20 protein-coding genes are annotated in these 20,770 nt (G+C 53.6%); 4 read left to right on the forward strand and 16 right to left on the reverse strand.

Translation table 11 applies throughout. From position 1 onward, the window contains the following. The 7 genes from coaD to rfaQ form a co-directional block, all read right to left on the reverse strand. Positions 1-480, reverse strand: coding sequence for a pantetheine-phosphate adenylyltransferase (gene coaD, locus DG357_RS00545; protein ID WP_025758454.1), 480 nt, complete (start codon positions 478-480; stop codon positions 1-3). Positions 481-483: 3 nt separating this feature from the next. After that, the gene (locus tag DG357_RS00550) at positions 484-1,254 is read right to left on the reverse strand and encodes a glycosyltransferase family 2 protein (protein WP_049137152.1); all 771 of its coding nucleotides are present in this window, start codon (positions 1,252-1,254) and stop codon (positions 484-486) included. After that, on the reverse strand, positions 1,254-2,528 hold the full coding sequence (waaA, locus tag DG357_RS00555) for a lipid IV(A) 3-deoxy-D-manno-octulosonic acid transferase (protein WP_028015020.1): 1,275 nt from the start codon (positions 2,526-2,528) through the stop codon (positions 1,254-1,256). Before waaA ends, DG357_RS00550 begins: the two co-directional genes overlap by 1 nt. Before the next feature lie 66 nt (positions 2,529-2,594). Continuing rightward, a complete protein-coding gene (locus DG357_RS00560) occupies positions 2,595-3,584 on the reverse strand; it encodes a glycosyltransferase (protein ID WP_049137153.1) in 990 nt (329 codons plus the stop codon). 11 nt (positions 3,585-3,595) lie between these two features. Next, positions 3,596-4,696: a glycosyltransferase gene (locus DG357_RS00565; RefSeq protein WP_041911667.1), complete on the reverse strand. Its 1,101-nt coding sequence runs from the start codon at positions 4,694-4,696 to the stop codon at positions 3,596-3,598. Between the two features lie 2 nt (positions 4,697-4,698). Further along, a complete protein-coding gene (locus DG357_RS00570; RefSeq protein WP_041911666.1) occupies positions 4,699-5,826 on the reverse strand; it encodes a glycosyltransferase family 4 protein in 1,128 nt (375 codons plus the stop codon). Beyond that, on the reverse strand, positions 5,823-6,893 hold the full coding sequence (gene rfaQ, locus DG357_RS00575; protein WP_049001246.1) for a putative lipopolysaccharide heptosyltransferase III: 1,071 nt from the start codon (positions 6,891-6,893) through the stop codon (positions 5,823-5,825). Before rfaQ ends, DG357_RS00570 begins: the two co-directional genes overlap by 4 nt. Before the next feature lie 150 nt (positions 6,894-7,043). On the opposite strand from rfaQ, the gene DG357_RS00580 reads away from it, so the two are divergent. Then, positions 7,044-8,000, forward strand: a complete 957-nt coding sequence (locus DG357_RS00580; protein ID WP_088204467.1) for a polysaccharide deacetylase family protein — start codon at positions 7,044-7,046, stop codon at positions 7,998-8,000. Between the two features lie 24 nt (positions 8,001-8,024). On the opposite strand, the gene DG357_RS00585 is transcribed toward DG357_RS00580, so the two are convergent. The 6 genes from DG357_RS00585 to rfaD are packed head-to-tail and all read right to left on the reverse strand — an operon-like array spanning position 8,025 to position 14,213. Further along, the gene (locus DG357_RS00585) at positions 8,025-9,239 is read right to left on the reverse strand and encodes an O-antigen ligase family protein (RefSeq protein ID WP_047366916.1); all 1,215 of its coding nucleotides are present in this window, start codon (positions 9,237-9,239) and stop codon (positions 8,025-8,027) included. Next, a complete protein-coding gene (locus DG357_RS00590; protein ID WP_088204468.1) occupies positions 9,227-10,135 on the reverse strand; it encodes a glycosyltransferase family 2 protein in 909 nt (302 codons plus the stop codon). Before DG357_RS00590 ends, DG357_RS00585 begins: the two co-directional genes overlap by 13 nt. Positions 10,136-10,140: 5 nt before the next feature. Then, complete coding sequence (locus DG357_RS00595; protein WP_088204469.1) at positions 10,141-11,241, reverse strand: glycosyltransferase family 9 protein; 1,101 nt, start codon at positions 11,239-11,241, stop codon at positions 10,141-10,143. Positions 11,242-11,244: 3 nt separating this feature from the next. Continuing rightward, complete coding sequence (rfaC, locus tag DG357_RS00600; protein WP_088204470.1) at positions 11,245-12,228, reverse strand: lipopolysaccharide heptosyltransferase RfaC; 984 nt, start codon at positions 12,226-12,228, stop codon at positions 11,245-11,247. 3 nt (positions 12,229-12,231) lie between these two features. Continuing rightward, positions 12,232-13,278, reverse strand: coding sequence for an ADP-heptose--LPS heptosyltransferase RfaF (gene rfaF / locus DG357_RS00605; RefSeq protein WP_088204471.1), 1,047 nt, complete (start codon positions 13,276-13,278; stop codon positions 12,232-12,234). 2 nt (positions 13,279-13,280) lie between these two features. After that, positions 13,281-14,213, reverse strand: a complete 933-nt coding sequence (gene rfaD, locus DG357_RS00610; RefSeq protein ID WP_041911658.1) for an ADP-glyceromanno-heptose 6-epimerase — start codon at positions 14,211-14,213, stop codon at positions 13,281-13,283. Positions 14,214-14,428: 215 nt separating this feature from the next. Here rfaD and kbl point away from each other — a divergent pair, with 215 nt between their 5' ends. Continuing rightward, positions 14,429-15,625 carry a glycine C-acetyltransferase gene (gene kbl, locus DG357_RS00615; protein WP_088204472.1) on the forward strand — a complete coding sequence of 399 codons (1,197 nt, stop codon included), beginning with the start codon at positions 14,429-14,431 and terminating at the stop codon, positions 15,623-15,625. Between the two features lie 9 nt (positions 15,626-15,634). Next, positions 15,635-16,663, forward strand: coding sequence for an L-threonine 3-dehydrogenase (gene tdh, locus DG357_RS00620; protein WP_006812404.1), 1,029 nt, complete (start codon positions 15,635-15,637; stop codon positions 16,661-16,663). A gap of 26 nt (positions 16,664-16,689) precedes the next feature. Here tdh and DG357_RS00625 read toward each other — a convergent pair whose 3' ends face one another. Continuing rightward, positions 16,690-17,604: a hypothetical protein gene (locus tag DG357_RS00625; protein ID WP_088204473.1), complete on the reverse strand. Its 915-nt coding sequence runs from the start codon at positions 17,602-17,604 to the stop codon at positions 16,690-16,692. 15 nt (positions 17,605-17,619) lie between these two features. Further along, on the reverse strand, positions 17,620-18,825 hold the full coding sequence (locus tag DG357_RS00630) for a glycosyltransferase (protein WP_063155200.1): 1,206 nt from the start codon (positions 18,823-18,825) through the stop codon (positions 17,620-17,622). 205 nt (positions 18,826-19,030) lie between these two features. On the opposite strand from DG357_RS00630, the gene DG357_RS00635 reads away from it, so the two are divergent. Continuing rightward, complete coding sequence (locus DG357_RS00635) at positions 19,031-19,831, forward strand: glycosyltransferase family 2 protein (RefSeq protein WP_088204474.1); 801 nt, start codon at positions 19,031-19,033, stop codon at positions 19,829-19,831. A 3-nt stretch (positions 19,832-19,834) separates the two neighbouring features. Here the strand turns inward: DG357_RS00635 and DG357_RS00640 are convergent, their stop codons facing one another. Next, positions 19,835-20,767 (reverse strand): divergent polysaccharide deacetylase family protein, encoded by a 933-nt coding sequence (locus tag DG357_RS00640; RefSeq protein ID WP_197710698.1) that lies wholly within the window; start codon positions 20,765-20,767, stop codon positions 19,835-19,837. Positions 20,768-20,770: the final 3 nt, after the last annotated feature.

The raw sequence follows: 20,770 nt of genomic DNA on the forward strand, positions 1-20,770 counted from the left end.
CTACTTTAGCTTTTCCATCAGCGCCTGGTGGACGTTATCCGGCAGGAAATGGGTAACGTCCCCGTGATGGCGCGCCACCTCTTTCACCAGCGTGGACGAGATAAACGACCACTCTTTTGACGGCATCAGGAATACGCTTTCCAGCTCCGGCATCAGGTGGCGGTTCATGTGCGCCAGCTGCATCTCATACTCGAAGTCTGCCACCGCGCGCAGGCCACGAATCAGAATATTGGCCTGCTGGGCGCGGGCGAAGTTCGCCATCAGATCGCTGAACCCGACAACTTCAACATTCGGCAGGTGCGAAATGGCGTCGGTGGCAAGTTGCACGCGCTCGTTGAGATCAAACATCGGCTTTTTGCTGGGGCTGGCGGCAATCGCCAGGATCACCTTGTCGAACATGCACGCTGCACGGGTAATGATGTCAAGATGACCGTTAGTGATCGGATCGAAGGTACCCGGATAAATCGCTTTTGTGCTCATGGCTCACGTTTTCTCTGAGTAGCCGCGGCAGAGCGCCCACAGCTCGGTGTATTTGTTGAAAGTATACTGGGCATTCACTACCGCCAGTAACCAGCCCTGCTTACCATCCAGCACGCCGCCGCGCAGCAGCAGCGTTTTCAGAAACGCGCCCAGCGTGTGGGTGAAGATTCCTGTCAGCGAGGCCTTCTTGCCGCGCTGGTGGCGTTCCTGCGCCCATGCGGTGGCATAGTTGAGCTGCTTTTGCTGGAAGCTGGCGAAATCACGGCAGGTCAGATGCAGCAAATCACCCGTCAGGGGGATGACCTGGGCGCCGTCGCAGGCCAGTGACTCATGGACAAGATTGTCGTTGTACTGAAAGCGGCCGCGCTCGTAGAGGCGCATTACGCGATCCGGATACCAGCCGCTGTGGCGCATGAAGCGGCCAAGGAAGTAGTTACGACGCGCGATGCTGTATACGGCGCCGGGCTGGGGTGAGGAAAGCACCGCCTGAATGGCCTGCTGGAGTTCCGGGGTGACGCGCTCGTCGGTGTCGATCATCAGCACATAATCGCCCGTGGCCTGACCCTGCGCGCGCTGGCGCTGAATGCCGTAGCCCTGCCAGTCGGTATCGGTAAAGACTTTTGCACCCGCGGTCCGGGCGATGTCCACCGTGTTGTCCGTGCTTCCGGAGTCGAGGATAACAATTTCGTCAGCCCAGGCGACGGAGGCCAGGCAGTCCGGAAGCAGGTCGGCGGCGTTTTTGGCGATCATGACGACCGACAGACGCGTAGACATTAGTGGCTCCGCTGAGGCAGATAAGGTTGCAGAAGCTGCAGCAGACGGGTGAGTGCGCCCTGGTTCTGGTGCAGCACTTCGACGGCGTGGCGACCGTACCACAGGCGGTAATCTTCATCCGTCAGAAGGGTCGATACTTCTTTGACGACCGAGTCCGCATCGGTCACGGTAATTAAACCATCGGCCTGCTGCAATTTAGCGCAGATATCTTTGAAGTTAAACGTGTGTGGACCCATCAGCACAGGAATGGCGTGGGCTGCCGGCTCCAGCGGGTTATGGCCTCCGCGCTCCACCAGGCTGCCGCCAACAAAGGCGAGATCAGCAATGCCGTAGAGCAGCATCAGTTCGCCCATCGTATCGCCAATCACCACTTGGGTACTGCCGGAAGGGATCTCTCCGCTGCTGCGCAGGGTGAAACTGAAGCCGCCTTTCTGCACCATTTCGCGGGCATCTTTAAAACGTTCGGGGTGACGAGGCACCAGAATCAGCAGTAGGTCCGGGAAGGTTTCCAGCAGCTTACGGTGCGCCTGCAGGATAATCGCCTCTTCGCCCTCATGAGTACTGGTCGCTATCCAGACCTGGCGACGCGGAGCCCACTGGCGGCGCAGCGTGATGGCGCGGGCGGCCAGTTCAGGGGTAACGGAAATATCGAATTTCAGGCTGCCGGTCACGGCAAGCTGGTTGCGCTTCAGGCCCAGGGAGATAAAGCGCGCCGCGTCTTCTTCGTTCTGCGCGGCAATCAGCGTGATTTTGCTCAGCAGGCGGCGCATAAATTTGCCCAGCTTGCCGTAGCCTTTCGCCGAGCGCTCTGAAAGGCGCGCGTTGGCAATCACCAGCGGAATTTTACGGGCATGCAGAGCGGAAATCATGTTCGGCCACAGCTCGGTTTCCATCACGATCACCAGCTTCGGGCGAACGGTGTTCAGGAAACGATTCATAGCGCAGGGCAGATCGTAAGGGAGGTAGACGTGATGAACGTCTTTGCCAAACGCGGATAACGCGCGCTCTGAGCCGGTCGGCGTCATGGTGGTGACGGTAATTGGCAGAGACGGGTAGCGGTGGCGCAGAGCGCGAACCAGCGGGATCGCCGCCAGCGTTTCACCGACAGAAACGGAATGCAGCAAAATACCGTCCGGGGCGACTTTATTGCGGCAAAAGCCATAGCGTTCAGCCCAGCGTTTACGATACGCAGGCGCTTTACGGCTACGAAGCAACAGTCTCAGCCACACCAGTGGCTGAATGATATAGAGCAGGGCGGTATACAACAATTCCAAGCGATTATCCGTCTTTTTAGTTTCGGCGGGCAAATTCTAAGCATTTAAGCCAGGTAAAGCTATCTCTTATGCCAGATACCGTTTTAAACGGAAGTAGCGTCGGCCCAGGCGCCAGCGCAAACGCGGGCTTTTGGCACTTTTCCAGATAAGCTTCCAGATCCCGGTGTCGAAGAACTCTTTGATAATCATTGTTTTCTTTGTCTCATCCTTCATGTTGTCGAAGGTATGAATGATCCCCAGCCCCTCTTTGGCGATTTGCCAGTGGCAGGCGGGGATATTTTTCACTTTATCCGGGTAACGCTGGTTAATGGCATCAAGCATCTGCAGGATTTTCATGTAGTGGCGCGCGGAGCGGATCAGCGTGTCGTCATTATCCGGCGTATGCGATACCGAGGCAGAGTGAATGTAGTAGTCATAAAAGCGTTCACTGGTGTACTGAACGCGCTCTGCGGCAAGCAGCACCTCGGTAGTCCACGGGATATCCTGATGGCGCAGGCCGGGTTCGAAATGGAAACTGTGTTTACGAATAAAATCGTGGCGATAGATATTAAGCCAGGTCACGTGCAGGAACTTACGTGAATCCAGCGCCATCTTTAACCATGCCGGGCCCGTCATAACGCCCGTTGAGGCGAGTTTATCCTCGGGGAAGATAGGTCGAGACGGTTTCTTATCATTTTCCCAGACGTAGTTGCCGTTGCAGGTGGCGACATCCAAATCCTGCGTGACGGCCATATCCAGCAGACGCTGGTACATGCCAGGTTTGAAGACGTCATCAATATCTGGGAAAGAGAGATACTGACCGGTTGCAACGGCCAGGCCAGTATTTCGCGCAATGGAAACGCCCTGGTTTTGCTGTTCAATCACCTGCATCTGCGGCAGTTTTTCACGCCAGCTTTCGACGATCTGCATCGAGCGGTCAGTTGAGCCATCATTGACAATAATGACTTCCAAGCTGTCGATGCGTTGATTCACAAGGCAGGTAAAGAACTGATCCAGAAAAGCTTCGCCGTTATAAACGGCAACCACCACGCTTAACAATGGCGCTGAATTTTGCATAAGAAACCTGATTATTTTTGATTGTCGACCAAAGCAATGTACTGCTGGCAAATGGCATTGATACCGAACGACGCAATCGTTGCATCGCCAACGACCGGCGGGGCGGTATAAATATCTACCAGGGTTTTTGCCAGTGACGCGTCATTTAGCTCTGCCAGCCCGCGCGCTAAGGCGCCGGTGAGGATTTCTGCGGGGCCACCCGGACAATTGGTACTGACCGGTGGCGTCTGGCAGATAATGGATTCCACCAGCACATTACCAAAACCTTCGCAGTCAGAACTTAACACTAAGAGGCGTGCCCCTTTAATCCAGGGGTAGGGATTGGAGTCGAAGGGTCGGAAAACCGTCTTGTCTTCAATACCCAGGTCGCGGGCAAGCTGTTTGAGCTTTTGAATTTTGGCTTCGGAGCCATTGCCCATCATGACAAGCGTAGTGTCGAGCTGACTCTGTGCGAACGCGCGTAAAAGACGGTCGTGACGTTTGTGTTCATGGAAGCGGCCGACATGGATGATGTAATCCTTCCCTTGCATCTCGAAGGGGGCATCCGCCAGACGCTGAATTTCAGGGATATCAAAAGGATTGTGGATAACCGCTTTACGCCGGAGTTTCAGAGCCAGGGTCTCGGAAAGGTCTTTCAGCACGGCGCCTGAGACGGCGACAACGTTTCGGTTTTCGTAGGTATGACGAATTTTAAGATGCTTAAACCAGCGCGAAAGCCCGCTGCGATGGCGAAGATAGGAGAAAGAGAACATGCCATGCACGCAGAACCAGACTTTTTCACGCTCCAGCGCGCGGCAGTGCGCCACAATGCGGTCGGTTTTGTGCAGATGAGAGAACACAACGTCAAATTTTCCGCTGCGCTCAGCCCGCTCAATTGCCTGATCCAGCAGGCGGGCTCGGCGTGGGATCTCCGTCAACTTGCGCCACGGTTTTTTGCAGGTATCCTGAACCACCTGATAATCAATGCCTTCCGGGATGGCGTAATCACACACTTTCCGCAGAGAGAAAAGGGAGACCTGATGCCCCATTTCCGTTAATCCGCTGGAAAGTGTAAGAACTGTTTTTTCAGCTCCCCCACCGGGTAAACCATCAATAATCATTAGGATGCGCATTTTTAATCCAGTAATTTTTGATAAAGCGAAATAAGCTGACTTGACAGTTTTTCGGGGGTGGCGTCTTTTACCCGTTCACGTGCCGCTTGCCCCATCGTGTTATTTTTTCCCAGAGAAGGAGTGGCTGCAATTGCCTCCTTCAATGTGTTGATATCCAGGGCGTCACAATAAAATCCGTTCTGGCCTTGCTGAATAAATTCAGCGCCTCCGCAACTCTCTGAAGTAATGACGGGCAAGCCGCAGGCCATCGCTTCAAGAATGACGTTTGGAAAGGGATCATACAGCGTTGGCAACAGTAAACCATCGGATAGCTGATAAAAAGGCAGCGTTTCTTTCTGCATCCCCAGGAAACGGATTTGCCCTTCGCAGCCCAATGAACGGGCGAGGTCACGATAACGATGTTCTGCTTTATCCTGTCCAACCACAATCAGCCAGGCTGAAGTTCCTGCGATAGCGCGTATGGCGCTGGCCAATCCTTTTCGTTCAAATCCCGATCCTACAAAACAGAACACCACGGCATCGGCTGGCAAACCAAATTGCTGACGCAGCGCGGCACGCTGTGCTTCCTGGGCCGGAACGAAGCGGCTGGAATCAATTGAATTATAAATCACATGGATCTTTTTTGCGTCAATATCAAAGTCTTCGACGATTTCGCGTTTGATCATCTCCGCATTACAGATAACCGCTTTCAGCTCTGGCGCCTGGTACATTTCACGCTCGGCGTGCATCACGTAGCGGTGATAGCGGTCGACCATCAGCATTTTCGCGCGCCAGGCGGGCAGGATGCGCGCACGCTGTAGCAGCCAGCGGCGATGAACGCCATCGCCAGCGCGGTAGATATCACAGCCCGGAATCCGCTCGTGGCTTTGCACAATATCAAACTGCTGTTGCTGCCACAGCGCGCGGGCAGCATGGGCAAACCCGCGTTCGCGGCTAATTCGGCCCCATTTGCGCGGGTCGCAAATATGGATATGCCAGTCGTCCTGTCTCTCGCCCTGCCATTCACGCGTAATGACGTTGAGTTCAAGATTCTGATTGCTCAGCGCGGTGAGCGCACGTGAAACGAAGCGCTCCGCTCCGCCATCAGGGCGATACTTTTGGCGAACAATCGCCAGACGATGGTGTTTCATGACAAATATCTCCTTGCAGCGGAGACGACAGCATCAACAGGAATGGCGTCGAGATAGCGTTCTTTCGTTTTGGTATCAATAGCGTCGGGATCGGGAAGGGGACCGTAGTCGCCAGCCCAGATGACTTCACCGTTGACTTGCCATGGAGACCAAAACGTCAGTTTGGAAGGGCCAAACAGCGCCACGCAGGGCGTCTGCAGCGCGGCGGCCATATGCATCGGAACGGAGTCAACGCCAATAAAAAGACACGCGTGGTCGATGAGTGAGGCCAGCTGGCGCAACGTTAGCTGTCCCGCCAGCGAGACGACCCCCGTTTTCGGTGAGGCGGCGAGTATGCGATCTATCATCGCCAGCTCTTTTTTATCCGGCCCGGCCGTGAGTACAACGGTATGCCCATCCTGCTGCAGCGCGGTGATGGTTTGCGCCATTTTGCTTTCATCCCAGCATTTGAAGAACCAGCGTGATGTCGGCTGAATGACGATGTAGTTATCGCCCACTCCTTTTTGCACCAGCTGCTGGCGGGCGTGGTGCCAGTCTTCTGCGCTGTAGGCCATGGTAACAGCTGGCTCAGGTGCGACCTGTAATGGTGACAGAATGGAGAGATTTTGTTCGACAGTGTGCAGGGATTTGTGATTTGCAACAGAGACTAAATCGCTATGACAGAAACGCCAGAATGGATTGTTGCGTTTGTTAAAGGCGAATCCGAGGCGAACCGGCGCACCAGTGAAACGGGTGACGATAGCGCTACGCCACTGATCGGCAAGATTTATCACCAGATGATAATGTTGCTTTCGTAACGCGCAGAGTAACTGCCACTCCTTTTGAAGGTGCTTTAGCGTGCCCAGTTGCTTCCATTTACGATCGATTCCATAAATAGTGCCAATCGTCGGATGCGCGGCGAGCATATCGCGCGTTTCTTCATACAACAGCACGTCAATTTGCGCTTGTGGCCATTTTTGACGTAATGAATCAATGACGGGGGTGGTCAATAACATATCGCCATGATGGCGGAGTTTGATCAGTAGAATGCGCAAATCAGGCGTGTCAGGTAAGTTATTCATCATCATCTTATCGGCGTTGTACTGTTGGCAATTCTAATAGACCTGGTAGCGACTTGCACTCTTTCTCCATAATCTCAGGAATTTCCCAGGAAGGGTTTACTCAGGCTTTGGAGAGTGCGTAACATAGCGCTAACTTCCCTGTCATGCGGACTCATTATGAAAAAACCAGCGTTTATCATCACGATCGATACTGAGGGCGATAATCTCTGGCAGAATCACCGCGTCATTAAAACGGAAAATGCGCGCTATCTGGCCCGGTTCCAGGCCCTTTGTGAGCGTTTTGGTTTTAAGCCCGTATGGCTGACAAACTATGAGATGGCAATCGAGCCCGTTTTCATTGAATTCGCAAGGGACGCGATCGCTCGCGGTCAGGGGGAGGTGGGAATGCACCTTCACGCATGGAATAGCCCACCTGAGCACGATCTCACGGGAGATGACTGGCGCTGGCAACCGTATCTGATTGAATTTTCAGACGAGGTGATGCGTGAGAAAGTGCTGTTCATGACCCGTCTGCTGGAAGAGACATTCCAGACCAAAATGCTGAGCCACCGCGCCGGGCGTTGGGCATTTGATAGCCGCTATGCAAAATTGCTCGTTGAACTGGGTTACCAGGTTGATTGCTCCGTGACGCCACGCGTGAACTGGCGCAATGCGAAAGGTGCTCCGCAGGGCAATGGTGGAACGGATTATCAGCATTTCCCCGACCACGCCTATTTTATGGATTTAGATACTATTTCCCGGGCGGGAAATAGCCCCTTACTCGAAGTGCCGATGAGCATTCAGTATAAACATCCGGCCTGGTTGAACACGATCAAACAGGGATACGATCGGCTTCGCGGTAAATATCGCTCGCCTTCCGTGAACTGGCTACGACCGACCGGTGGCAATGCGTCGCAGATGATTCAGGTCGCGCAGCAGTGCCTGTCGCAGGGACAGGATTATGTGGAGTTTATGCTTCACTCGTCTGAATTTATGCCAGGCGGAAGTCCGACCTTTAAAGATGAGGCGGCGATTGAAGGGTTATATCGGGATTTAGAAGCGCTTTTTAGCTGGCTATCCGATAAGACGGTGGGGATGACGCTGGCGGAGTTTTATCAATACAAGAAAAAATAATGCCCGGCTGGCGGGCATTATCTCTTATTGATGTTGTCTGGTTTGCGATAAAGGAGTACTCAATGCAAACAGAGTAACAAAGAATATTAGGGCTTCTGAGCTCAATAAAATGACGTCTGTCAGGCCATAGAGTAATAAAAGAAGCATCGTTGTCAGCAGCAGGCCATTTCGGTTTTTAAGCGCGTAAGCGATCATCGAAACGAAGAAAAAGAGTAATATCGCCAGACCCGGAAGCCCTTGCAGAGAGTATTTTTCGATAAATTCATTGTGTAGGTGTATTTTTAAATAGCCAAGTGCAGTGATTAGATTAGGATGTCCATCATTAATATAATGTTGCGTCCAGAAATACCTTTCTTCTAATGATTGCCCTAGTGGATGTGCAAGCCCGTTTTGAATACCTACATTCCACATGGTAAAACGAGAGCCAAGTGAGGTGCCGTCTACTCCGCTTTCATATTTCTCAAGCTCAGCCTGTACTTGCATAATCTTGGGTGAAATTAATGGTTTGTAACTAACGACAACTACACCTGCCACAATACATAAAAAAATCAGCGTTGATTTCAGATGAATTCTTCTGAAGTGGTAGAGCGTGAGTACAATCGCAAGGAGCAAATATAATCCCATTGCAGCACGCGTCCCCGTTAAAAGAATAACGAAGTAAGATATTAAGATGGTAAGACCCGCGACTATATACAGTTTTCTGTTTTTTTGAAGATAAAGGCTGTATACCAGCGCCAGTGACAGTACGGAGTAAACATAGGCAGACACGGTGGCGCGATTGATGGCCATCTCTATACGTGCCATACCCTGCGTCGCCTGCCATAAGCCATATCCCGTGGCGAGGACAAACCCTGTACTTGCCGCGTACAGGAAGTACTTCTGGAAAGCGCTTTTATCGACGTAAGTTTTAAACCGGTCAAGATAGAAAACGAGAATGCTCGCTAATATCAGTTTCTTACTGGCACCCAGATAATCGCTGTAAGCGTTTAAACCTTCGCTATGATATTCGTACACCATATACCAGACAAGATTGAGTAGCCCAATCAGCAATATGGGGAGCGCGATTGAAAAGGGGCGCAGGGTGATTTTTTTATATTCGCAAGCTAAGCCGATAATGCTGGCATAAACCGCAATATAGAAAAATTCGCGTTGTTTACCTGAGCTCAGCAGCGCCAGTGCAAACGAAATGAGGCTCAAAATCAGCGTCAGCTGATAGAGCCGCAGTTTTACTTTTTCCATAATGCCTCAATGACCCTTTTTTTGTAGCTGAAACGTACATCTCTGGAGAAGAAAAAAGAGAAAGAATAAAGTGCATTTACCCGCGCCTTAACCAGTTTGAGCTGCAGGTCGGTCAGATATTGTCGGTGATTACTGTAAATATCAAACCAGTGGCAATTAATAAGATGCTTAAATGATTGCGGGAATGTATTTTCCATCTGTAGCGTACATTCAATCAGCGTAGCGATTTTGCTGGCGTCAAGACGGCTCGACAAACTGTCGCTGCGTTTGACGTAAAAATAGTGTCCCTGACGCTGAAAGAAGATTTTACGCGATTGCATCAGCATGCCGGGAAATACCGCGAAATCTTCATAGCAGACCATAGAAGGGATAGGGTTGGTTGCGTATAGCCTGCGGTGGATGAATTGCCCGATCAGATGCGCCTGAAAATCTTTGTGCTGCAGGAAACGCTTTATTGCATCATTTTGCGATAATGAGAGGGGCGTGAATCCCTGCCAGGCGGAGGTGATTTTCCGCATATCGCGTATTTCCAGCAGGCGCGTCAGCAACATATCAGGACGCTCTGCTTTCAGAAAGGCGACGGCATCCCGGATGCTACCCGGCTTTAACAGATCGTCGCTATCAAGCATCGTGATGTAATCGCCTGACGCCAGCGAGACTGCGCTGTTTCGAACATGCCCTACGTTACGGTACTTAACGTATTGGCATTGCCCATGCGGAAGCTTTGGCAACCACGCCTCAATAATATCCTGTGTGGAATCGTTGGAACTATCATTAATGATAATAACTTCTACATCATCGCCTGCATTATCAATCGCGTTTTGCAGACTTTCCAGTGTGGCGTGAAGCGTGTTTTCGGCATTATGTGCGGCAATAATGATGCTGAGAAAAGCCATATTAATTAGTTTCCCTGAGCATCAAAGGCAGATTTTGCTGTTGGTAGCCCGCAAATGAAATGTTTGAGTTCGTCCAGCGATTCATCTGTTACCGCGAAGAGTTCTTCCCGGCCTTGCGAGAAATAATAACGAGTTTCAAAAACATACGAGCAAATATTGTCATCGTTGCCAATCAGCAACACGTTGCCAAGCGGGCGCTGCTCGTAGTGACAGCACGGACCGAACAGTAAGACGACCGGCACGCCAACCGCATCGGCGATGTAGACATTCCCCGAGTCGGAGGCGATATAACAATCCATTTTAGAAATTGCCCACGGCAGCTCTTCAAGCGAGATCTTGCCAATCAGATTAATAAAGTTGGGCAGTTCACCGTAAGCGCGGGTGATGTCATCCATCCAGGACTGTTCATTCGGGGCGCCAAACACGTAAAACTCGCAGGGCAGGTCGGCGAGACGATCGGCAATTTGCTTCCAGATGACAGGCGGAACGGTTTTGGCTTTATTCCCGGCGGCAATACTGATGCCAATGCGGACCGCGCCGGGTTTGTCAAGGATTGCCGGATAAGTCGCGGGTTTAAACAGTGGCTTTGTGGCGTGCTTTGGAGAGTCTTGCCAGGTCAGAGCGCGGTCGGCCAGCTTAAGATAGTTAGTGACTGTTAACGTTTTTCTACCGTGGTCAACCGTACCATCGGCCGTTGAATAGAAAATCCCGTGATACCACCTGCGCGTGTAAGTGCTTAAGAATTGCTTGTTTTTGGCGTTACAAACGGAGGCGAAAAAGAGGTTAACGCTGTTAGGCTGCAGAAGGTAGACGTTGTCATAGCGGTTCATGATCCTGCAGGCGAAGCAGAGCTTACGCCATAGATTGCGCTTATGCTGTTCGATGAAGTAGATCTGCTCGATATTCTCGTCATGCTTCGCCAGCGCACCCACGCTGCGGCTGATGAGCACGTCGCTTTTTTGCAGCCAGGCCAGAAGAGGCGTTGCATTAACAAAATCACCGATTTTGGCTGTCTGAATGACCAGGTTTTTCCCTGTCTCTTTGCGAAACAGCTTCCGGATAAGCTTCACCGGAAAGAGTAAAATCAGCAGAAATACGTAACTCATGGGTTAAATATCCCTGTTGGAAAGCCAACGGCTGCCCTGTAAAAATGAAAAAATCGCATCTGCGCTGATATCCTTCGTTTGCTGAGTCGGGCTGACCATCTGATGCTGGTTTTTGCCATAGCCCCCGATCAGGCCGGGATCGGTCGGGCCAAAAAGGGTGATATTTGGGCGATCCAGCGCCGCGGTTAAATGGCTTAAACCCGTATCCACGGAAACAACAGCGTTAGCGCTTGCCAGCTCTGCGGCAACCTGCGCCAGCGTGAGTTTGGGTAACACTTCGACGTGGGAAAAGCCTGCTGCCAGACGCGCCGCACGCTGCCGCTCATGCTCAGCGCCCCACGGGAGTTTAATATGGATACCGGAGGGTTGCATTAGTTCAATCAGCCTTCGCCATTGTGTTTCCGGCCAGTGCTTATCGTCGCGCGTTGTGGCATGCAGAAAGACAAGATAAGGCTGAGCACAGGGATCTGTATTGCGCAAAAAGTGCTGCGCAATGGCGTAGTCGCCCTGCGCTTCCGGTTTCGCATAGCCGAGGCTTTTCGCAAATAGCTCGCGGGTGCGTTCTACGGCGTGCTGCTGCTTTGCGATGTGGTGGCGGCGGTTATAGAACAGACTCGCCAGCGGTTCGCGGGCGGTGTGCCAGTCCATGCCGTGCTTTACGCCGTGCGCCAGACGCGTGACCAGCGCCGCGCTTTTCACCAGCCCCTGCGCGTCGATAATCGCGTCGTAACGCTGCGCCTGCACCGTTTCACGGAAGGCTTTACGCTCGGCTTTAATCGGCGCGGAGAACCACGCTTTGCGCCAGCGGCGAATCGCGACCGGGATCACGCGGTCAACCGCTTCATGCCAGGTGGGGATCTGCGCGAAGCCTTCTTCTACCACCCAGTCAAAACGGATGCCAGGGATGGCCCGCATCGCGTCCGTCAGAGACGGTAGCGTATGCAGAACATCACCCATTGAGGAGGTTTTAACGATCAATACCCGCATCCGTTATCCTTCTTCGCTCAACAGCAGTTCGTTGAGCTCTTCGAGAACGCGCTGCGGCGTTATGTCGATCAGGCTCTGATGGTAACCTTCAGCGGCATCGCCTTTGCGTACCTTGTGGTAGCCGGTGATCAAACGGATTACGCGCGCTTTGTGCGACAGCGGCGGCGTGAAGTCCGGGCTGCTTGGGCCATACAGCGCAACCAGCGGACGATCCAGCGCGGCGGCGACGTGCATCAGGCCAGAGTCATTGCTAACTACGGCTTTACAGGCGGCAATCAGGATAACCGCCTGTTCAAGCTGCGTTTCTCCAGCCAGGTTGCGGCACCAGGCCTGTTGCTCGGTGCTCAGCGTGGCGAGAATTTCGTTGCCCGCCTCGTGATCCTTCGCCGAGCCAAACAGTACAATCTGGTAGCCCTCGTCGATCAGCTGTTTCGCCAGTTCGGCGTAGTGGTAGTGCGGCCAGCGTTTAGCCGGGCCAAATTCTGCGCCGGGGCAGAAGCCAATCATTGGGCGTTCGGACGAAAGGCCAAACGCGTTGCAGGTGTGGGATTTCTCCCCCTCGTTCACCTGAAGCTGCGGCCACAGCAGCGGCTGCGGCAGGTCTTTCGCGCTGCGCATCACCCCTTTGTCGTAGGCCAGCGCCACGTAGCGCTCCACCATCAGCGGCCAGGCCGCTTTATCCAGCACCCGCGCGTCGTTCAGCAGACCGTAGCGCATTTCGCCGCGCCAGCCGGTACGGTGCGGGATGGCTGCAAAGAAGGGCACAAGGGCGGATTTGAAGGAGTTAGGCAGCACGTATGCGCGATCGTAGCGCTTCTCGCGCAGGCTATGGCCGAGCTTGCGGCGCTCGCCGATTTCCAGCGCCCCGTGGCCGAGCGGCATCGGGATCGCCTCGTTTACTTCCGGCATACGCGATAACAGCGGACGGCACCATGCGGGTGCCATCACGTCGATTATCGCCTGGGGATAACGCGCCTTGAGCGTGCGATAGAGACTTTGCGACATCATCATGTCGCCCACCCATGACGGGCCGATCACCAGAATCTTCATACTTACGCGTCGCGGTTCAGCCAGGCCATATATTCCGTTACGCCTTCGGCAACGGTCTTGAACGGCTTGTCATAACCTGCTGCGCGCAGGTTGGTCAGGTCGGCCTGCGTGAACGCCTGGTAACGGCCCTTCAGCTTGTCAGGGAACGGAATGTACTCGATGCTGCCTTTCTTATGGTATGCCAGCGTCGCGTCTGCCACCGCCTGGAAGGATTCCGCGCGGCCCGTGCCCAGGTTGAAAATGCCGGAGACGCCGTTTTCCAGGAACCACAGGTTTACGGCTGCAACGTCACCTACGTAGACGAAGTCACGCTTGAAGCCGTCGCTGCCTTCGAACAGTTTCGGGCTTTCACCGTTATTCAACTGGGTGTTCAGGTGGAACGCTACGCTCGCCATGCTGCCCTTGTGCCCTTCGCGCGGCCCGTAAACGTTGAAGTAGCGGAAGCCGACAATTTGCGAGTTCGCTTCCGGCAGGATCTGACGCACGTACTCGTCAAACAGGAACTTGGAGTAGCCGTAGACATTCAGCGGCTGCTCGTATTCGCGGGATTCGATAAAGTCCGAGGTGCGCCCGCCGTAGGTTGCTGCTGAGGAGGCGTACAGGAACGGAATTTCACGCTCCAGGCAGTAGTGCAGGATCTCTTTAGAGTACTGATAGTTGTTATCCATCATGTACTTGCCGTCCCACTCGGTGGTGGAAGAGCACGCACCTTCGTGGAAGATGGCTTCGATCTCGCCGAACTCTTCACCCGCCATAATCTGGATAAGGAAGTCTTCTTTATCCATGTAGTCAGCGATGTTCAGATCCACCAGGTTAACGAACTTGGTGCCGTCTTTCAGGTTGTCCACCACCAGAATGTCGGTGATGCCCTTATCATTGAGGGCCTTAATAATGTTGCTGCCGATAAAGCCCGCGCCGCCGGTAACGATGATCATAACTGTAACCTTTGAAGTGTTGAGCCCGGGGACAATCCCGGACGCTAATATTCATATCATATCATCACAATGCCCGGTCTTCAGCCATTCACCGATATGCAGCAGGGGTACACGTGATTTATGCTGCAAAAACGAGAAGAGATACGGCGTCATCTCGTCATGAACTATAGGTTTGGGTAATATGTGCCAAAATTTGCCGAGTCTGGAGAATTGCAATGCGTGGTGATTTTTACAAACAGTTAAACAGCGACCTCGACACCGCTCGTGCGGAAGGGTTGTTCAAAGAAGAGCGTATTATCACGTCTGCCCAGCAGGCGGACATCACCGTTGCCGACGGCAGCCATGTGATCAACTTTTGCGCGAACAACTACTTAGGTCTTGCGAATCACCCTGAGCTGATTGCCGCCGCGAAAAACGGCATGGACACCCACGGCTTTGGCATGGCCTCCGTGCGCTTCATCTGCGGCACCCAGGATAGCCACAAGCAGCTTGAGCAAAAGCTGGCAAACTTCCTCGGAATGGAAGACGCGATTCTGTACTCCTCCTGCTTCGACGCCAACGGCGGTCTGTTTGAAACCCTGCTCGGCGCAGAAGATGCGATTATCTCCGACGCCCTGAACCACGCCTCCATCATCGACGGTGTTCGCCTGTGTAAAGCGAAGCGTTTCCGCTACGCCAACAACGACATGGTTGAGCTGGAAGCGCGGCTCAAAGAGGCACGCGAAGCGGGTGCCCGCCACGTACTGATCGCGACCGACGGCGTGTTCTCCATGGACGGCGTGATCGCCAACCTGAAGGGCGTGTGCGACCTGGCGGATAAATACGACGCGCTGGTGATGGTCGATGACTCCCACGCGGTCGGTTTTGTCGGTGAAAACGGCCGCGGCTCCCATGAATACTGTGACGTGATGGGCCGGGTGGACATCATCACCGGTACGCTGGGCAAAGCGCTCGGCGGCGCGTCCGGCGGTTATACCGCTGCGCGTAAAGAGGTGGTTGAGTGGCTGCGTCAGCGCTCCCGTCCGTACCTGTTCTCCAACTCCCTGGCGCCAGCCATTGTGGCCGCCTCCATCAAAGTGCTGGAGATGGTTGAGTCCGGCGCCGAGCTGCGCGACCGCCTGTGGGCAAACGCCCGTCTGTTCCGCGAAAAAATGAGCGCCGCAGGGTTCACCCTGGCCGGCGCTGACCACGCGATCATTCCGGTGATGCTGGGCGACGCAGTTGTGGCGCAGCAGTTTGCCCGCGAGCTGCAGAAAGAAGGGATTTACGTCACCGGGTTCTTCTTCCCGGTGGTACCAAAAGGTCAGGCGCGTATCCGCACCCAGATGTCTGCGGCGCATTCGCCTGAACAAATTGAGCGTGCGGTGGTAGCCTTTACCCGCATCGGCAAACAGCTGGGCGTAATTGCCTGAGGACGTGTGATGAAAGCGTTATCCAAACTGAAAGCGGAAGAAGGGATTTGGATGACCGACGTGCCGGAGCCGGAAGTCGGTCATAACGATCTGCTGATCAAAATTCGTAAAACCGCCATCTGCGGTACTGACGTTCACATCTACAACTGGGATCAGTGGTCGCAAAAAACCATTCCTGTCCCAATGGTTGTCGGTCACGAATATGTTGGTGAAGTGGTCGGCATCGGCCAGGAAGTCAAAGGCTTTAGCATTGGCGATCGCGTCTCTGGTGAAGGCCATATTACCTGCGGTCACTGCCGTAACTGTCGCGGTGGCCGTACGCACCTGTGCCGCAACACCGTCGGCGTGGGCGTAAACCGTCCGGGCTGCTTCGCGGAATACCTGGTGATCCCGGCGTTTAACGCCTTCAAAATCCCGGACAATATCTCTGACGATCTGGCCTCCATCTTCGACCCGTTCGGCAATGCGGTACACACCGCGCTCTCCTTCGACCTGGTAGGTGAAGACGTGCTGGTTTCCGGCGCCGGCCCAATCGGCATTATGGCGGCAGCCGTGGCGAAGCACGTGGGCGCGCGCAACGTGGTGATCACCGACGTGAATGAATACCGCCTGTCGCTGGCGCGCAAAATGGGCGTCACCCGCGCGGTGGATGTCTCGAAAGAGAGCCTGACCGACGTGATGGAAGAGTTGGGCATGACCGAAGGCTTTGACGTCGGCCTGGAGATGTCCGGCGCGCCGCCGGCGTTCCGCACCATGCTGGACACCATGAACCACGGTGGCCGTATCGCGATGCTGGGCATTCCGCCGTCAGATATGTCCATCGACTGGAATAAAGTCATCTTCAAAGGGCTGTTCATCAAAGGCATCTATGGCCGCGAGATGTTCGAAACCTGGTACAAGATGGCAGCGCTGATCCAGTCCGGTCTGGATCTGTCCCCGATTATCACTCACCGTTTCTCCATCGATGAGTTCCAGCAGGGCTTCGACGCGATGCGTTCCGGCCAGTCAGGGAAAGTGATCCTGAGCTGGGATAAGTAAACAAAAAGGGGCCTCAGGCCCCTTTTTTACTGATTCTTTTTCTCTTCGTCCGTCAGGTAGCGCACCTTGCGGGTATAGTCCTGCCCTTTGAACAGCAATTTGTTATCCGGCGATTCCAGATACTTCTGCCATTCGGAAAGCGGGAAACCCCCGTGCGCGCCAATCACCTCTTTCGGCACAACGGCTTCCTGACCGCCGATCTTCTTGGAGACCGGCCAGTTCATCCAGTCGCCCAGGTTAACCGTTTTAACATCCAGCATGTCCAGCAGCGCAGCGAGCGGCAGCTGATCGGTCGGCGGCTGCGTGTCGTCCATCAGCTCCCAGGTATCCTGGAACAGCGTCAGCCACAGCGGGCAGATGCGACGCCAGGTCTTTTTGGTTGCGGCAAGAAACGCGCCGTTAACGTGATCGACCAGATACGGGCGCACCGTTTCTTTGTAATATGCCGGCACTTTATCTGCGGGGGCGCCGTCCAGCTTGGCGATCATTTTGCCCTGACGGAAGCTGGAGTAGATGTGCATATCGGCCATGTTGATCTGGGGCATCTTCAGCAGGTTGAGATCGGAGTCGATCATCAATACGCCTTCTCCGCGCGCCTGAAGCGGAGCGTTAAGCTTCACCAGACGGCTGAGGTAGATCTGCTTATAGCGGTACCCCTCTTCACGTTTTGGCAGCGTGAGGGTCACAACGCGGGTTTTTGGCGGCAGCTCGCCGAAAGCAGATTCAGGCTGATCGCTGACGATAACAATCTCGCTGACGTCGGTGGCGTAACGCTCTGCAAAGGTCGCTGATAATAACGCCTCTTCGACGAAATCCGCGCCCGTACAAGGGATCACGATGGAATCAACCGCAACGAGATCGCGCGTGGCCGGAAGGGAAGCGTAAGGAATGTTATGACGCCCGGTAATGTGGCGGTAGCGAGCATTCAGGAATTTAAACATGTTCTTCTCGTTTGGTTATTGCGCGCCAAGAACGGCCTCGACACCGTTAACATAGCTTTCAATGGCATACACGTTGCAGACATTCTGGTGCGCGGCTGCGGCGAGCCGGGCGCGCAGAGCAGGATCCTGCCAGATATTATCCAGATGTTGAGCAAGTTGCGACACATCGCTCCACGGAAACAGCAGCCCGGTCGACTCATGGTCGATCAATTCTGCCGTGCCGGTTACCTTTGAGCCAATCACCGGGATATTCAGCAGCATTGCCTCCAGCACGACGCGGGGCAAACCTTCGCTCTTCGAAGCCAGAATAAACGCGTCAAAGGTGGCGAGATAGTCAAAAGGCGTGTTCTGGAAACCGGTAAAAATGATGTGCTCAGCAATCCCCAGCGCGTCAGCCTGCGCCGTCAGCGCGCCGCGTTCAGCCCCTTCACCGACCAGCACCATCTTCCATTTTGCTTGCGGGTGCTTCTGGTTGAACTGGGCCAGCGCCTCCAGCGTGTGGTGATTGGACTTGCGAGGGATAAGCGACCCAATGCTGCCGAACACAAACGTCTCATCATCAATGTTCAGACGCTGGCGCATGGCGCGTCGGTCGGGCAAAGGCTGGTGGATGTCGATGGCGTTGTTGACCGTGGTACACAGCTCGGGCCGGACGCCATGCTGAAGAAGCACGCGTTCAACGCCGTGCGAGACGGCGATGATTTTTGTGGCATGGGCATTCACCAGCTTCACCAGCGGTGGGGTCAATACAGGTTCAATGCGACAGTGCTGAATCAACCGCGCCTGCAGTTTCGCTGCCGCGAGATAGCCTTCCTCATTTGAGCCGGGTTGGTTATTCATATAGAGCGTATCGAAACCGCCCTCCATGAAAAGCGTCTCGATTTTGCTGACGTTAGGCCTGATTCGCCACAGGATATCCACGTAACGAGTCAATGCCTTACGGGCGCTGCGTGAGAAAAAAAGCAGGCTACGTCCCGCTTCCTTCAGTAATTTGGCCCAGAGCGGCTGCTGACGCTGAGGGATCACGATGAGCGGGATCCCGATGCTGTTGAGCACCTGACCAATCGTCTCACCTTCAGCGCGGCTATAATCACTGTAAAAACAACACGTAATATCGAATTTATCGCGATTGATCCGCTTCAGGAGCTCAAGCATACTGTTGGTGCCTCCCCCCCATTCTTTACCCGTATCCAGGAGGAGAATTTTACTTTTGTGCGGCATGTCTGAATCCGTGTGCTACCCTTCATCTGACTGCATTATAAAGAATCTGTTGAAATAAAATAGATTTTTCTATTTTATTGCGCTTCAGAATTAGACAAAACGTCATACGTGCTTATTTGAAAAGTGTGATTCAGGACTTTAATCATCTCTACTCATTTATATAGTATTAATCATATTCATTTATGCTGCTGTTGAGAGTGGAAACATGTTTAAAATAACGATCTGCTTATTAACGTTTAATTCTGAAAGATTATTGCACGATGTTATTCCGCCTCTTTTAAAAATAGCGGATGAGATCGTCGTTGTAGATTCAGGCAGTACGGACAAAACACGTTTTATTTGTGAGAGCTATGGACTGCTCCCTGTCTATAAAAAATTTGGCTGGCATGGCGAGCAGATGAATCATGCCATATCCTTAGCCAGCAATGACTGGGTCCTGTGCATCGACAGTGATGAAATTCTTGACCAGGAAACAGTTGATGCTATTTCAGCGTTAAAAGCAGATGATGAACCTGACCCCGGAACGGCATGGCGAATATGCCGCCACTGGTTTGTTCTGGGTGAAGAAGTCCGGACGATCTATCCTGTTTCATCCCCTGATTACCCTGTGCGTCTTTTTAACCGTAAACAGTCCCGATTTAATAACAGACCGGTAGACGATCAGGTGGAAGGTTTTCTCCGTTGTGAATGTATTCCGGGCTATGTAAAACATGATACGTTTCCCACTCTGCATGAGCTTTTTAACAAATTAAATTGTTATACAACCCGTCTGGTACAATATCATAAAATACGCCCCTCTATCGGGCGCGGCATCATCAGTGCCATCGGGGCTTTTTTTAAATGGTATTTGTTTAGCGGCGCCTGGCGTCAGGGTAAAGTGGGGGTGGCGACAGGACTGTATGCCACAGCCTACAGCTTTTTGAAGTATTTCAAATCCTGGTATCTGCATCAGGAGAAAAAAGAGCCCGTTGCGAATGAGCAGACGGGCTCTCAGATTGCGAAATAAGCGTCAGGCTTTCTTGCCCCATCCCTGCCACTGCTGCTGGACGTATTTCACCAGCGTACTGTTACTGATGCTGTCTCCGATGACAGAGAAGACGCGGGTCGCGTAGACCGGTTCTAGCGGCTGCTTCGGTACACAGCGCTTCACGCCGCGGAACGGGTTACGCGGTACCGTCGGGACGGGCTGCGCAGAATTCGGCGTAGAGGTATCCACCTGCGGCTCGTTCAGCAGATCGCTCGGGCGTACCAGGGTGATATCGGCGGGTAAGGTCGGCAGCATTTGCTGCAAAACGCGAACGGTAGACGGATGCGGGTGCCCGATGGCAATCGCCGAACCGTTACGGCGCGCCAGCTGTACCGCGCGGTTGAACTGCACGCGGATATCCGCTTCGTTCTGGGAGTCGTCCAGGAAGACTTTACGCTTAATGACCTTCACACCCGTACCCTGAGCGGCACGCATCGCCTGGCTGTTGCCAATGGTCATGCTGTCGAGGAAATAGAGATTGTAACGCTCCAGCGCCTGCATCACCTTCAGCATACCGTACAGGCTGGAGGTCATCGCGCTACCCATATGGTTGTTCAGACCCACGGCATACGGCACCTTGTTGTAGGCGTCGCGGATGATGCGTTCGATCTCATCGCTGCTCATATCCGGGCGCAGGGTGTCTTTTTCCAGCGGCTGCTTGCTGAGCGGTGCCATCGGAAGATGGATGAGGACCTGGTGGCCGCTATTGTGCGCTTTGGTCGCCATTTCATGCGCGTGAGGCGCATTCGGCAGGACGGCGACGGAGATGGCTGACGGCATCGCCAGCACCTGATTTTCATAGTGTGGTCGATAACCGAAGTCATCAATCACGATGGCGAGTTTACCTGCATATACCGGTGCAGCCAGCGCCAGTGCGCTGACGACGGAGAGAACCATTCGACGAAATTGAAGCAAAAC

The organism is Enterobacter bugandensis (assembly GCF_900324475.1).
In the GTDB taxonomy this organism is placed as follows: Bacteria; Pseudomonadota; Gammaproteobacteria; order Enterobacterales; family Enterobacteriaceae; genus Enterobacter; species Enterobacter bugandensis.

Coding starts and splice junctions, on each gene's coding strand:
- DG357_RS00560 (WP_049137153.1), bottom strand. CDS start 3,584: ATGCAAAATTCAGCGCCATTGTTAAGCGTGGTGGTTGCCGTTTATAAC.
- DG357_RS00585 (WP_047366916.1), bottom strand. CDS start 9,239: ATGGAAAAAGTAAAACTGCGGCTCTATCAGCTGACGCTGATTTTGAGC.
- rfaD (WP_041911658.1), bottom strand. CDS start 14,213: ATGATCATCGTTACCGGCGGCGCGGGCTTTATCGGCAGCAACATTATT.
- DG357_RS00630 (WP_063155200.1), bottom strand. CDS start 18,825: ATGCCGCACAAAAGTAAAATTCTCCTCCTGGATACGGGTAAAGAATGG.
- kbl (WP_088204472.1), top strand. CDS start 14,429: ATGCGTGGTGATTTTTACAAACAGTTAAACAGCGACCTCGACACCGCT.
- DG357_RS00625 (WP_088204473.1), bottom strand. CDS start 17,604: ATGTTTAAATTCCTGAATGCTCGCTACCGCCACATTACCGGGCGTCAT.
- DG357_RS00550 (WP_049137152.1), bottom strand. CDS start 1,254: ATGTCTACGCGTCTGTCGGTCGTCATGATCGCCAAAAACGCCGCCGAC.
- rfaF (WP_088204471.1), bottom strand. CDS start 13,278: ATGAAGATTCTGGTGATCGGCCCGTCATGGGTGGGCGACATGATGATG.
- rfaQ (WP_049001246.1), bottom strand. CDS start 6,893: ATGATGATGAATAACTTACCTGACACGCCTGATTTGCGCATTCTACTG.
- DG357_RS00590 (WP_088204468.1), bottom strand. CDS start 10,135: ATGGCTTTTCTCAGCATCATTATTGCCGCACATAATGCCGAAAACACG.
- tdh (WP_006812404.1), top strand. CDS start 15,635: ATGAAAGCGTTATCCAAACTGAAAGCGGAAGAAGGGATTTGGATGACC.
- coaD (WP_025758454.1), bottom strand. CDS start 480: ATGAGCACAAAAGCGATTTATCCGGGTACCTTCGATCCGATCACTAAC.
- DG357_RS00565 (WP_041911667.1), bottom strand. CDS start 4,696: ATGCGCATCCTAATGATTATTGATGGTTTACCCGGTGGGGGAGCTGAA.
- DG357_RS00570 (WP_041911666.1), bottom strand. CDS start 5,826: ATGAAACACCATCGTCTGGCGATTGTTCGCCAAAAGTATCGCCCTGAT.
- DG357_RS00635 (WP_088204474.1), top strand. CDS start 19,031: ATGTTTAAAATAACGATCTGCTTATTAACGTTTAATTCTGAAAGATTA.
- rfaC (WP_088204470.1), bottom strand. CDS start 12,228: ATGCGGGTATTGATCGTTAAAACCTCCTCAATGGGTGATGTTCTGCAT.
- DG357_RS00595 (WP_088204469.1), bottom strand. CDS start 11,241: ATGAGTTACGTATTTCTGCTGATTTTACTCTTTCCGGTGAAGCTTATC.
- DG357_RS00580 (WP_088204467.1), top strand. CDS start 7,044: ATGAAAAAACCAGCGTTTATCATCACGATCGATACTGAGGGCGATAAT.